The sequence below is a fragment of the Cognatundibacterium luofuense genome, assembly GCF_018139685.1.
Lineage (GTDB): Bacteria > Pseudomonadota > Gammaproteobacteria > Burkholderiales > Burkholderiaceae_D > Undibacterium > Undibacterium luofuense.
Map to the genome: position 1 here is coordinate 53,709 of NZ_JAGSPN010000004.1, position 13,759 is coordinate 67,467.

The 13,759-nt window shown below is 54.2% G+C and carries 11 protein-coding genes; 5 read left to right on the plus strand and 6 right to left on the minus strand.

Annotated features, from left to right (window positions below; translation table 11 throughout):
* The first annotated feature begins 23 nt into the window (after window positions 1-23).
* Together KDM89_RS07070 and pip are read left to right on the plus strand one after the other, a co-directional pair.
* Window positions 24-2,180: a TonB-dependent receptor plug domain-containing protein gene (locus KDM89_RS07070; RefSeq protein WP_212687250.1), complete on the plus strand. Its 2,157-nt coding sequence runs from the start codon at window positions 24-26 to the stop codon at window positions 2,178-2,180.
* Between the two features lie 163 nt (window positions 2,181-2,343).
* Window positions 2,344-3,303 (plus strand): prolyl aminopeptidase, encoded by a 960-nt coding sequence (gene pip / locus KDM89_RS07075; RefSeq protein ID WP_212687251.1) that lies wholly within the window; start codon window positions 2,344-2,346, stop codon window positions 3,301-3,303.
* A 77-nt stretch (window positions 3,304-3,380) separates the two neighbouring features.
* Here the strand turns inward: pip and KDM89_RS07080 are convergent, their stop codons facing one another.
* Both KDM89_RS07080 and KDM89_RS07085 read right to left on the minus strand, forming a co-directional pair.
* A complete protein-coding gene (locus KDM89_RS07080; protein WP_212687252.1) occupies window positions 3,381-3,743 on the minus strand; it encodes a DUF2834 domain-containing protein in 363 nt (120 codons plus the stop codon).
* 39 nt (window positions 3,744-3,782) lie between these two features.
* The gene (locus KDM89_RS07085) at window positions 3,783-5,669 is read right to left on the minus strand and encodes a cold-shock protein (protein ID WP_212687253.1); all 1,887 of its coding nucleotides are present in this window, start codon (window positions 5,667-5,669) and stop codon (window positions 3,783-3,785) included.
* Window positions 5,670-5,906: 237 nt separating this feature from the next.
* Here KDM89_RS07085 and clpB point away from each other — a divergent pair, with 237 nt between their 5' ends.
* The gene (gene clpB, locus KDM89_RS07090; protein ID WP_212687254.1) at window positions 5,907-8,498 is read left to right on the plus strand and encodes an ATP-dependent chaperone ClpB; all 2,592 of its coding nucleotides are present in this window, start codon (window positions 5,907-5,909) and stop codon (window positions 8,496-8,498) included.
* Between the two features lie 416 nt (window positions 8,499-8,914).
* Here clpB and KDM89_RS07095 read toward each other — a convergent pair whose 3' ends face one another.
* A complete protein-coding gene (locus KDM89_RS07095; RefSeq protein ID WP_212687255.1) occupies window positions 8,915-9,208 on the minus strand; it encodes a putative quinol monooxygenase in 294 nt (97 codons plus the stop codon).
* Between the two features lie 102 nt (window positions 9,209-9,310).
* Window positions 9,311-10,156: an AraC family transcriptional regulator gene (locus tag KDM89_RS07100; protein ID WP_212687256.1), complete on the minus strand. Its 846-nt coding sequence runs from the start codon at window positions 10,154-10,156 to the stop codon at window positions 9,311-9,313.
* A gap of 359 nt (window positions 10,157-10,515) precedes the next feature.
* Here KDM89_RS07100 and KDM89_RS07105 point away from each other — a divergent pair, with 359 nt between their 5' ends.
* Window positions 10,516-11,742, plus strand: a complete 1,227-nt coding sequence (locus tag KDM89_RS07105; RefSeq protein ID WP_212687257.1) for an MFS transporter — start codon at window positions 10,516-10,518, stop codon at window positions 11,740-11,742.
* 504 nt (window positions 11,743-12,246) lie between these two features.
* Here KDM89_RS07105 and KDM89_RS07110 read toward each other — a convergent pair.
* On the minus strand, window positions 12,247-12,690 hold the full coding sequence (locus KDM89_RS07110; protein WP_212687258.1) for a hypothetical protein: 444 nt from the start codon (window positions 12,688-12,690) through the stop codon (window positions 12,247-12,249).
* A 213-nt stretch (window positions 12,691-12,903) separates the two neighbouring features.
* Complete coding sequence (locus KDM89_RS07115) at window positions 12,904-13,173, minus strand: hypothetical protein (RefSeq protein ID WP_212687259.1); 270 nt, start codon at window positions 13,171-13,173, stop codon at window positions 12,904-12,906.
* 44 nt (window positions 13,174-13,217) lie between these two features.
* Here KDM89_RS07115 and rraA point away from each other — a divergent pair, with 44 nt between their 5' ends.
* Entirely contained in the window at window positions 13,218-13,715 is a 498-nt protein-coding gene (rraA, locus tag KDM89_RS07120) for a ribonuclease E activity regulator RraA (protein ID WP_189355266.1), read from the plus strand.
* The last annotated feature ends 44 nt before the right edge of the window (window positions 13,716-13,759 follow it).

The window sequence follows — 13,759 nt, forward strand, 5'->3', positions numbered from 1 at the left end:
GATTTACCGAAAGGATTTTTGCCATGTCTGATGTTCATCCGGTACGCCGCCTGCAAGCCGTTTTTCGTCTGCGCCATCTGGTTTGCCTGCTGGCGGGCGGTACGGGCCTGTTTTTGCCTCAAATGCGGGTTTCTGCACAGGAAATTCAGGTTGTCCGCGTCAACTCTGGCGCTCCGGAGGGGCGGTCTGACGAATTCAGCAACAAGCAAAGCTTCCAGCGGGCGCAACTGATGCAATTCGGTGCGACTGATGCCAGCGAGTTATTGCGCCAGTTACCCGGCGTGCAAATCGTTCAGCAAGGCAGTAAAGCGAGCGAGGTTCGTTTGCGCGGGATGGGCAATGGCTATGTGCAGATACTGGTCGACGGGCAACTGATGCCGCGCGGATTTTCGGTAGACAGTATTCCGGCCAGCCAGATTGAACGCATTGAGATTGAACGTACACCCGGTGCCGGACAAAGCCAGCAAGCGGCGGCCGGTAGCATTAATCTGATTCTGAAGCCGCGTTTTCGGGCAGGACAAACGGAAACTGAACTGACGCAAGCCTTCCGTCAGGGCCGCTGGAGTCCGGTATTCGCCGTGCGCCAGTCCGGTCAGCATGGTGACGTATCCGGTTTATGGAATCTGCAGACGGAACAGCAAACCGACGATGGCTTGCTGCAGGCAGACCGGCGCAGTAACGATGTACAGCATACTATGCAGCAAACGCTGACGGAAACCAGTCAGCAACGTAAGACCGCGCTGAGCAGCCAGCAACGTCTGCAATGGCGCATGCCTTCCGGTGATCAGCTTGGCTGGCAAAGCTGGCTACAGTGGCTGCGCCCGCAACAGGATAAGCAGCGGCAGGAAAACGTGCTGGCTGGTGACGCGGTGCCGTTTCCATTCAACCAGAGTCAGTTTGCCGCGCTGAACCGCAGCTGGCGGCAGGAAGTGCAATGGGATAAGGCGGAAGCGGACTGGGGCAAGCTGAACATGATTGCAGGCTGGAATCAGGTATTGCGCCGTACCCGTTACGACTTTTCCGGCAGTGATCAGCAAAACAGGCTGACTGAAAAACGGCTGGTGACAGGCAGCGTGCATGACAATGAATTCCGGCTGGCACTGAACTGGCAACAACTGAACGCCGATGAGCAGGGCTGGAAAGGCGGCATCAGCTGGCAACCGGCCTCGCGTACCGAAACCCGCGATGAAACCGATCAGCCGTTGAACGGCGGCATGCCTGAAAGCGATCAGCGCCGCTTTATTGCTGACAGCAGTCGCAGCACCCTGTGGCTGGAACGTAACTGGTTCCAGCAAACCGGCTGGCATCAGCAAGCCGGATTGCGGATGGAATACTGGCAGAACCGTTTGCGCAGCAATGGTCTGGCCGATGTCACACAAGGCCGCTGGCTGATCAGTCCGGTCTGGCAGCAAGTCTGGAAGGCCAGCGAGGGTAGGGAATGGCGTCTGGGTATCAGCCAGAGCTGGAAATTGCCGACCGCTTTTCAGCTGATTCCGCGCCGTTATCGTGTGGACGATCACAATTCACCGTTTAACCCCGATCAGTCCGGCAATCCGGCGCTGAAACCGGAAGCCATCACCGGTATCGAGTTCAGTCACCAGCGCACACTGGATAAAGACACCGCACTGGAACTCGGCATGTTTGCCCGTCGTATGCGTGACCGCATCGGTTACGATCTGACGCAAACCAATGGCATCTGGAACAGTAGTCCGGTCAATCAGGGCAATGCACGCTGGCTGGGTGTCGAGGCGGAACTGAAACGCGATGGCAAGCTCGGTGAGCTGCGTTACCAGATACGCTGGCACGCTTATGCGAACTGGTCGCGCCTGCATGCTAACGGTGTGCAGAGCCGCTTACCGGAACAAATTCCGTATGGCAGCCAGTGGCAGCTGGACTTGCAACAAGGCGCATGGAAGACCGGCCTGAGTCTGCAATGGCAGGGAAAAGAAACGTATAACGAAACCGGCGTTTTGCAGGCGGAAAATCATCATCCTTTGCAGCTGGACTGGTATCTGCACTGGCAGCACGGCAATCAGCAATTCAAACTCAGTGTGACCGATATGCTGGCGCGCAGTCAGAATAGTGATGACCGTTTTCAATGGCAAAACCAGACGCTGGAAGAAAACATGCGTGTCAGCAAAGCCCGCACCCTGAAGCTGGTCTGGCAATCCAAACTCTGACGCAGAAGTAAGGCAGAAGTGGTGTTGTACCGAATCGTCCGGCAGGTTTGCTGCCGGATCACCGAATTTTATCGATTTGTATTTTGCAAAGCAGCGGAACGCCGCACAGTAAGGGGTTCGCCGCCTATAATTCCCGCATTCCAGAATTCAAAGAGAAAACTTCATGAGCGACGATATTCTGTTTCCGGCCACCGATCCGCACCGCCACGGCATGCTGCCAGTCGATGAACTGCATACGATTTACTGGGAAGAATGCGGCAACCCGGATGGCATTCCGGTGCTGTTCCTGCACGGTGGTCCGGGTGCCGGCACTTCTCCGACACACCGCCGCTTTTTTCATCCCGATCACTACCGCATCGTGCTGTTTGATCAGCGCGGCGCGGGGAAATCACTGCCGCTCGGTGAATATCGCCAGAACACCACGCAATTGCTGATCAGCGATATCGAACAATTGCGTACCATGCTGGGCATCGATCAGTGGCTGGTGTTCGGCGGCTCCTGGGGTTCCACGCTGGCGCTGGCTTACGGCGAAACGCATCCGGAACGCTGCCTCGGCTTTGTCCTGCGCGGCATTTTCATGTGTACCCGTAAAGAAGTCGACTGGTTCGTCAATGGTATGCGCTGGTTTTATCCGGAAATTCATCAGCGTTTTGCCGAAGGCGTACCGGAAGACGAGCGCGGCGATTTGCTGCAAGCCTATGTGAAACGCCTGTTCTGCGATGATCCGGCGATTTACACCGAAGCCGCACGCAACTGGAGCCGCTACGAGGGTTCCTGTCTGTTCCTCGAACCACAGGCAGATGCGATTGCCAGTTTTGAATCCGATGCGGTCAGTCTCGGTATTGGTCGTCTCGAAGCGCATTACATGCTGAATGGCGCGTTTATGGAAGACGATGCGCTGATCACGAATATCGCACGTATCCGCCATTTACCCGCTGTGATTGTGCAAGGCCGTTACGACGTGATCTGCCCGCCGGTTTCTGCATGGCGCTTACATAACGCATGGCCGGAAGCCGCCTACCATGTGATTCAGAATGCCGGACACGCCGCAATGGAACCGGGGATTGCCAAGGCGCTGGTACAGGCGACGGAAGATTTCCGCTTGCAGCGCAAGTTCAGTTAATGTCTGCGTTTCAGTAACTCTGAAAACAAAACGGGCCTGCAATATTGCGGCCCGTTTTGTTTATGTACATTCAGGGTTCAGACCGGTGTCGTCATTCCGGCTAAGTTGGTTCCTGAACACGCCTTTTCTTTTCGCTGTTCGCGTACGCCCAGATACAAAGGCAAGGCAATCGCTAAACCAATACAAAAGCAGATGACGATGTACAGCCAGCGCAACGGAATAGCTTTTTCTTTTGCATCAGTCAGCATCCAGATACTGAAAACGATGGCTGACCAGTAAACGTCCAGCGTGATAGCCGTGGTTAACGGTGTCAGCATGGCTGCGCCGAAAAAAGCCGCAGGCTCAACGCTGCCGCCTTGTATCAGATACTGTGCGTTGAAAATCCAGGTGATGATCAGACCGGCAAGAGCGAACAGATAATACAAGGTGGAACGTTTCATGGTTTTCTCCGTATGAGTAAAAAGCACAGATTCAGGATGTCAGGATTGCTCGTTCAATGCGCGGATCTTGCGTGCTTCCGAACCGCGTTGCGTGCTGATGATTTCAAAACGCACTTCGGCACCGGCCTGTAAATCCTGAGTTTCCAGATGCTGAACGCGGAAATACATATCCGGGCCACCTTGCTGCTGAATAAAGCCAAAGCCGCGATCCTGCTGAATTAACTTGATACGGCCATGACCGATGGTTGGCAGCGGACGTTGTTCCTGCTGACTGATCTGATTTTGCTGAAAGCTTTGCTGATCCGGCGTTTGTTTTGCCAGTGCTTCAAAGCCGCTCATGGTGCGGGTATGTTCCAGATCGCGCGCAGACACCGGTGCGGCAACAGAGGACTGATTACGCGCAAATTCTTCCAGACGGCGTAAATACCATGCCGGTTTGACCAGCGAAGGCGCGAGCGATACCAGATAGCGCTGATTTTCCTTACCGAAGCACACGGTGTACAAATCTGCCATCCAGACGCGCAGAATCGCGTCTTCGGTACGGGTGACGGATGAACGGGAAGAGAAATGGCTGTTCATCTGATTACCGACCTGAAAATCAGCGGTCTGATACGTGCCCTGTGTTTCTATCCAGATCAGCGTAGAGCGGAAATACATGCGTGACCACAGCAAATGACCAGAACGCAGCGCGTGTAAAGTCAGCATTTGCAAAGCCAGTAAGCACAGCACAAAGTTATAAACGCCGGCTGGTTTAAATTCTCCGAGCGCGGATGACAGAATCGCGGCACTCAGAAACGCAGAGAAGGCCGCCAGCACAGCCAGTCCGTTCAACCCCACCAACGCGGGGCCAAAGCGGGTTTGCAGCAAACGCCCCGGTTCGCCATTGCCGCTAGGATGTACCGGTTCCGGCTGGGTTTCTTCGAGAATGTAACCCTGAAAACGGCCACGGATTTCACCGGCAATTTCCGGCGTGATATTCGCATAAGCGCGGTTAGGAATGCCTTCAAACCAGTTTTCTTTGAACAGCTGATTGATTTCCGTCCACAGCTGGCCTGGTGCGGCATTCATGGTCAGACGGGTTTCTTCGCAGGCGACGGAAGTGGAGGCCGGAATATCCAGTTGCGCAACCAGTGCATATAAAGCCAGACCGGCATTCAGCAGCGTACCGGTCAGCAAAATCAGGGGCGGCGTCCACATTGGCGTAATATCCGCATGCGGTAACAGGCGCGGTACCAGCACTGGCCCCAGAATTGCAAAGCCGATCAGGCCGATCAGGCGCAGCATAAACGGCATTGCGGAAGTTTGTTGCGCGGCATAGCGGCGTTGTAACACCGTCAGCAACGACAAGCCAGTCAGCGGCAGATACAGCACGGACACTATGCCTTCCTGATCACTGCCACTGAACAGCAGCCATGAACTCAGCAAGGACAGCAATAAAGCGCCGTTAATCAGCAGCGATTCAAAATGCTGTTTCGCCTGCTCACGTACCGCGCCCGGCGCCACCAGCAAACTGCGGAACAGCGCAAACAATAAGCCTTCCACCGGCCCCTGTGGTTCACTGAACGGAATAGTCTGATGGCGCATCAGTTCTATCAGCTGATCTGCCTGTTTGCTGTGACCAATCACACCTGCATTCAGCTCTGGTGCCAGTCCGGCCGGATAGCCACGGCCGAACACAAAACGCAATTGCGTCAGCAAACGAATCGCGGTGCGGCCAAGTACAAATAAAAACAGCACGGTCAGCAGCATACACATGCCGAACAGCATATGTTCGCTGTTACGCAGATAGGTGCGCGCATTCAGGAACAGCACAATCACACCCGCCAGATTCAGCAGGCTGACAGCGAGCAGAAACCAGTTTTCGGTTTTATAGGGATTCGGATAACGACTGAATAACTGATCTTTGGTATTGAAATCGAACGACATAATCAGAAGGCCGGAGATAAAAAAGTTTATTACAACACAATATTGCCTGAGCGACCATCCTGAAGCGGCAAGGGACGGCGCGCAATGAGGGTGATTGTCAGAATAATTCGTACTCAGTTACTGCGCAGAGCAGGGTTTGCGCTAAAACAAATTTTTATGTGCGTGCGCTTTCTAAACTGCTTGAAAAGCATTTCTCAGCCCCAAATTGGGAGTTAATTCAAAATCAGGAGCACAATCATGCGTCTCGATAAATTTACGACTAAATTGCAGGAAGCACTGGCAGATGCGCAAAGTATGGCGGTCGGTCAGGATCACCCTTACATTGAAACCCAGCATTTGATTCTGGCAATGCTGCAGCAAAGTGACGGCAGCAGCCGCTCGCTGTTGCAACGTGCCGGCGTGAATGTGAATGGCTTGCAAAATGCCTTAAAACAATCGCTGGAACGTCTGCCTAAGGTGTCAGGAAATGGCGGACAAGTTCAGCTCGGGCGCGAACTGGGCGGCTTGCTGAATTTGGCAGATAAAGAAGCGCAAAAACGTCAGGATCAGTTTCTGGCGTCTGAAATGGTGTTGCTGGCGCTGACCGAAGATAAATCCGATGCCGGTCGTTTAGCCAAAGAAAACGGCCTGACCCGCAGCGCACTGGAAGCCGCAATTAATGCGGTGCGCGGCAGCGCACAGGTCGATAGTCCGGAAGCCGAAGGCCAACGCGAAGCCCTGAAAAAATACACGCTGGATCTGACCGAACGCGCCCGTCAGGGCAAGCTGGATCCGGTGATTGGCCGCGACGATGAAATTCGCCGTGCGATTCAGGTTCTGCAGCGTCGCAGTAAAAATAATCCTGTGCTGATCGGTGAACCGGGCGTTGGTAAAACCGCGATTGTGGAAGGGCTGGCGCAGCGTATCGTGAACGGTGAAGTACCGGACAGTCTGCGCAATAAACGGGTGCTGAGTCTGGATATGGCGGCCTTGCTGGCCGGTGCCAAATACCGTGGCGAATTTGAAGAGCGTCTGAAAGCGGTGCTCAAAGAAATCGCGATGGATGAAGGCCAGACCATTGTGTTTATTGATGAAATTCACACTATGGTCGGTGCCGGTAAAGCCGAAGGCGCGATTGATGCCGGTAACATGCTGAAGCCTGCGCTGGCGCGTGGTGAACTGCATTGCGTGGGCGCGACCACGCTGGACGAATACCGCAAATACATCGAAAAAGATGCGGCGCTGGAACGCCGTTTCCAGAAAATTCTGGTTGATGAACCAAGCGTGGAAGCGACGATTGCGATTCTGCGCGGCCTGCAGGAAAAATACGAAGTCCATCATGGCGTGGATATTACCGATCCGGCGATTGTGGCGGCAGCAGAATTGTCGCACCGCTATATCACCGACCGTTTCCTGCCGGATAAAGCGATTGATCTGATCGATGAAGCGGCGTCGAAAATCAAAATCGAAATCGATTCCAAACCGGAAGTGATGGATAAGCTGGATCGCCGCCTGATTCAGTTAAAAATCGAGCGCGAAGCAGTGAAGCGTGAAAAAGATGAAGCTTCGCATAAACGGCTGGCGCTGATTGAAGAAGAGATCACCCGTTTGTCGCGTGAATACGCGGATCTGGAAGAAATCTGGAAAGCCGAAAAAGCCTCGGTGCAGGGCAGTGCGCATATCAAGGAAGAGATTGAGCGCATCCGTCAGAAAATGGAAGAAGCGCGCCGCAAAGGCGACTGGCAAACCATGTCGGAACTGCAGTACGGCAAGTTGCCTGAGCTGGAAGCGCAACTGAAACAAGCCGATGCCGCAGAAGGTGCCGGTGATGGTCAGCCTGCGAAAAACCGTTTGCTGCGTACGCAGGTCGGGGCGGAGGAAATCGCAGAAATCGTGTCGCGTGCAACCGGCATTCCGGTCTCGAAAATGATGCAGGGCGAGCGCGATAAGCTGTTGCGCATGGAAGATGTGCTACATGATCGTGTGGTTGGTCAGCACGAAGCGATTGTGGCGGTATCGGATGCAATCCGCCGTTCCCGCGCTGGTCTTGGTGATCCGGGACGTCCTTACGGTTCGTTCATGTTCTTAGGCCCGACCGGTGTCGGTAAAACCGAGCTGTGTAAGGCGCTGGCGACTTTCCTGTTTGATAGTGAAGAGGCGCTGATCCGCATCGACATGAGTGAATTCATGGAGAAACATTCGGTAGCCCGTCTGATCGGTGCGCCACCGGGTTATGTTGGTTACGAAGAGGGCGGTTATCTGACCGAAGCGGTGCGCCGCAAACCGTACAGCGTGATTTTGCTGGACGAGGTTGAAAAAGCGCACCACGACGTCTTTAATATCCTGTTACAGGCACTGGACGATGGCCGTATGACCGATGGACAAGGCCGTACCGTGGATTTCAAAAATACGGTGATTGTGATGACCTCGAATCTGGGTTCGCATCAGATTCAGGCGATGGAAGGCAGCGAACCGGCGCTGGTGAAGGCGGCGGTAATGGCCGAGGTGAAAACCCATTTCCGTCCGGAATTCATCAACCGTATCGATGAAATTGTGGTGTTCCACGGACTGGATGCGAAACACATAGGCTCGATTGCGAAAATCCAGCTGAAAACTCTGGAAAAACGTCTGGCACAGCTGGAAATCGGTTTGCAGGTCAGCGATGCAGCGCTGCTGAAAATCGCCGAAGCCGGTTTCGATCCTGTGTACGGTGCGCGTCCGCTGAAACGGGCGATTCAGCAGGAAATCGAAAATGTGTTGTCGCGTAGTTTGCTGAAAGGCGAATTTGCAGCGAAAGATACGATTCGTATCGATGTGCAGGACGGCGCACTGCATTTCAGCAAGGCGTAAGTTTCGCGGCGTACAATGCACGCGTGGCCTGAAAACAGGCCGGAAAGAAAGCAAGTTGGGGCGGCAAGCAATTGTCGCCCTTTTTTTGTCTGTACGGACTCAGAAGGGCAGAGCAGCGCAGTGGTGCGGTAGCTGTCTGGCATGGTAGTGCGCTGGTCGGACAGCACCGGATGGCAGATAAAAACTCCGGAAAATCAGACAGGATTGTGCAGAAACCCGCATTTGCATTTTGCGGAGCGCCGGACTTTCTGCCGACGACCGCCGGATTGGTGTGCTGGAATCCGCATTCAGGCTAAAAACAGCCGTTTTGGAGGACTTGCGGTGCTCTCAGGCGAAGACCTAAGCAATCACTAAGCAATCGTTAAACAATCGCTAAGGAACCGCTGCAGAAGCGGCAACGAAGCGATCAAAGTCCGTTAGCGATGATGACTGCAAGTCTCCACGGCGATGCTCAGTATCTGCCCTTCGGTTTCGGCACGGAATTGCGCGAGGCTGCTGCCTTCCATATGCGTTTCCATCGCTTGCTGGCTGGCATACAGTTCAAACAGGATGATGCTGTCCGCCTTGTCATTCGGCGTCATGATTTCAAATTGCAGCGTTCCCGGCTCAGTCTGCAGACTGCGCACACGGTGTTGCACCAGCGCTTGCACAATCGCAGCGCGGTGTTCAGGCAGACAGGTAAAGGTCACGGACAGGGCGATACTGGACATGGTGATAAGCAATCAGAGTAAATCGATGCCTTTCATTGTAAAGATGGAAATTAAAATAGGCTTGATATATTGCTTACGTCACCATTGTGATGCTGGCGAAAGTTACGATGACGAGGATGACGCGGATTGCACCTGCAGACCATTCGCATCCGACGCGCTGGTTTGATGACCACTGAAAAACACTCCCGGCGGCACGCCCAGCGCCTTGCGGAACATGGCACTGAATGCAGACTGACTGGCATAACCAAGTTCCGCTGCCACCCGCGACAAGGGCAGGCCTTGCGCCACCAGCGGCACTGCCAGACTCAGGCGCATTTGCTGCCGCCACTGCACAAAACTCATGTGCAATTCTTTTTCAAACAAGCGGTTCAGCGTGCGGGCAGAAGCACCGGCGTGGCGGGCAACAACTTCCAGTGAGTCCGCATCCGCCGGATGTGCGATCAGCCAGTCGCAGGCGGCGCGTAAGCGCTTTTCTGATGGCATCGGCAAATGTACCGGTATGGCAGGCGCTGCCTGAATTTCATCGCACAATACCGCGCTGATCCGCAATTCACGCTCGCAAGTGGCTGACGGATCCAGTTGCTCCATTCGTGCAATCAATTCTTTGATTAACGGACATATTTCTAAGACTACACAGTTAGTACCAGGGCGCGGATTATGCGACGCATCAATGTGTAATACCCGTAAGCGGGCAGTACTGAGGGTAGTCACTTCATGCGGAATGCCGGGCGGTATCCAGATCGCCCGCTGTGGTGGCACGAACCAGACTTGTCCACCCGCCGTGACTTGCAGCATGCCTTGCGGCGAGTAGGTCAGTTGCGCCCACGGATGGCTGTGCGGTGCCAGCTTTTCCCCCTGATTCAGATTGCGGGCAATCAGCCGCACGGGATGCTGCTGATCCGGCTGGTAGGGTGAGGTGCTGGTGTCGGTCAGTACCGGTACAGGCATGCTGGTTTTCCTTTGCTGTCTGATGTGAATGGCTGCGGTTTGCTGTGTCAGACTGGGTTATGTGACTAAAGCGACTAATGTGACCAATGCGGCTAACACAGTCGCCACATGCCGCTTACCGGCCTGAGTATTTGCGGGAACAAGGCAGCACCCTTGATGCGATTACATAGCCTTGTCGGTGTAAGCCAGTTTGCAGGCGATTTGCTTTGACGTAAATTCAATAAAAGATGTCAGTTTAACTGAAATGCGCCAAATCGCTTTTCATTACACTGACGGTGTTGCGCAACACTGGGTTTATTTTGCCGGAAACGGCATAAACGCTATCCGCAAGCGATAGCAGACAGAATAAGGAGTCTGGAATGACGACAGCACAGGCAATGCCTGCCGTGCCGGTCCGGCAGGATGCACTGGTGATTGCACTGGTGGGACTGGCACACAGTATTTCCCATTTTTTTCATTTGATACTCGCGCCTTTATTCCCGTGGATTAAGGCGGAGTTTGGTCTCAGCTACGCAGAACTCGGCATGCTGATGACTGCGTTTTTTGTGGTATCCGGCATTGGTCAGGCATCTTCCGGCTTTGTGGTGGATAAACTCGGCGCGCGCACCGTGCTGTTTTTCGGCGTGTTTTGCCTGATGTTGTCCGCCATTGTGTTATCAATGGCAAACGGCGTTTGGATGCTGGCTGCCGGTGCGGTCATCGCCGGTGTCGGCAACAGCGTGTTCCATCCGGCGGATTATTCGCTGCTGAACCAGAAAGTGTCGCATCCGCGTTTAGCCTACGCATTTTCCGTTCACGGCTTAACCGGCAATCTGGGCTGGGCCTGCGCACCGGTGTTTCTGGTTGGTATTGCACAAATTGCCGGCTGGCGTAGTGCTTTGTTGTCTGCTGCCGTTTTACCGGCATTGGTGCTGTGCCTGCTGTTTGCTTACCGCGAGGTATTGCACACCAAACCGGCGCAAAAAGCAGTGCAGGGCGCTAAAGGCGGCGGTCTGGATTTTCTGAAACTGCCTACGGTCTGGATGTGCTTTGCCTTCTTTTTTCTGACTGCAATGGCGCTGGGCGGCGTACACAGTTTTGCGGCAACCGCATTGCGTGAGCTGTACGGCATGTCGCTGAACGCAGCCACATCCGCATATTCCGCCTTTATGCTGGCTTCCGCTTTCGGCATGTTCGCCGGTGGGGTACTGGCCGCCCGTGGCGGCAAACACGACCGCACCATCGCTATTGCCTTCGTCGGCTCTGCCGTGTTCGCACTGATACTGGCCACAGGCGCAGGCAACGGCGCGCTGGCACTGGCTTTGATGGCAGCTACCGGCTTCTGTACCGGCATCGCCGGACCATCGCGTGACCTGATGATCCGCGCCGCCGCACCGGCAAACGCCACCGGCCGCGTGTACGGCATCGTGTATTCCGGTCTGGACAGCGGACTGGCCATCGCACCGGTGTTATTCGGTGTTTTCATGGACCAGCACATGGTCGCATCGCTGTTCATCGGCGTCGCCATTTTTCAGGTACTCGCCATTGCCACCGCCGTCAACGTCGGCAACAACACCCGCGCCCGCCAACTGGCTGCACAAGCCTGATCACCACTGAACCGCTGCTGAGCACTTCAGCAGCGCCTCTTCCACAGCTTTTCAGCCGGAATTCGCGTCAAATGCGGATTCCGGCACACCGATCTGGCGGTCGTCGGCAGAAAATCTGGGTCTGCGAAAAAGACGGATGCGGAGATTGGCATACTTTTCTTTGCGAAAGCACTTAGCGAGAGTTGGCTGCGTACATGGGAAAAACCGGAATGCAAAAAAGTTTGTTTCCGATTAACGGACTATCGTTTTCGATAGCGTTGGTTGGGAAATGAAACGAGATGAAGGGGTATTGCGGTCTGCATCTCCGAATAAGGTGATTAGAGATGATGCGTCTTCAGGCTTAATTGATTTAACTGTTTTTTTGGGTTTTTTCTGGACTTTTTACATTCTCAATGTTGGAGCTAAGCGGCTTGACGCATCGTGATACGGAAGGTCATGGATGAAGTGATGGCCTGTTGTAGTAGGTCGCGGTGATTTCGCTCGAACGACGAGTTCGGCTTCATACTAACCCTGCTTGTTAAATAATTTCTGACGAAGTTCGGAAATGACTTCATCGACATGCAGTTGCAAGTTTTCCCAATCTAATTCGTGCAGGGCTTTGCTCGCCACGGACCGTAGATCGTCCCAGCCTTCCAAGTGAAACATCTGAAAATCATCACAGCGGAAGGACTCTTCCGGAAGTTCATTGCATGCAAGCCAAACTGCGGCGAGAGCCTCCCTCAAAGATGGCGATAGATCAGGCGGGAACTCCTCCAAGAAGCTGGCTATGGGCAGCATCATCATTGACCACGTCTCACAGGCCGGACAATACGGAATCTGAGATGACTGAGTCTCTGCTGGTGCTTGCAAGAACTCGAGTGCCTTTATTAGTTCGCAAACCACTAGTAGCCGCCGGCGTTCATCGGTTGCATACCACGTCCAGAAGTGATCCGAGAAATCCTGTTCCATGAGATGCCTAACGTGTGAGTTCAGCGGGCGCCACAGCTGACTTGCTGCAACGATGGGTTGTACAAAGTCGCTATGCGGAGAAGGCTAAACATATCGAATTCCGTATTTAAAAAAGCAATTCTATCTCAGACCTTCAGTTTGGTAGGTTTTCCTATATTGGATAGACGATGAACGAAGAATTGCCGCCGGAGTTTCAAGTTTCTCAAAACACACTTACGGCGCTTGCGACTTGCAGGGTTTTGGTCGAATGCCAAACAAATTTACTTTTTGGGGTTGCGAGCTGGGTGTTGCTTCGATATGCCCCAAAAACACCATTTTCCACCCCAAATGCGGATTCCCGCACACCGATCCGGCGGTCGTCGGCAGAAAGTCTGGTTGTCCGGAATGGGCTGATGACGATTTCTGCAACATCCCCAGCGTCTGCGGCAGCGCAAATTTGAGCTGATGCTCTGGCGTCGGATACGCCAACTTTCTGTAAATCATGGCAAACTGATGCGGGATCGTTAACTCAACCGCTAGGAGTAACCATGGATTTTCAGACCTGTGATTTGTGTGATGCTAATGAAGACCTGATTGCGCGCGGCATTGTGCGTGCGTTGCCGCCGGTGTTTCGTGATTACGGCGGGGTGCTGCGTTTTGCGGGGCAGGTGGTGACTTTGCGGCTGTTTGAAGATAACGGGCTGGTGCGTACTTTGCTGGAAACGCCGGGGCATGGGCGTGTTTTGCTGATCGATGGCGGCGCCAGTCTGCGTTGTGCACTGGTGGGCGGCAATCTGGGCAAGCTGGCGGAGCAGAACGGCTGGTCCGGCATTGTGGTGCACGGTTGTGTGCGTGACAGTGCAGAACTGGCGGCTTGTGAAGTCGGCGTCAAAGCGCTCGGCACCATTCCTGTGCGCAGCATCAAACGCGGCGGTGGTTTGCAGGATGCGGTGGTACAAATCGACGGTGTGCGCGTCGCGCCGGGGGAATGGCTGTATGCGGATGAGGATGGCGTGATTGTGAGTAGTCAGCCTTTGCACAGCTGAGGAATTTTGTTTTCTGATGTTCAGCAGCCGGCATGTCCGGCTGT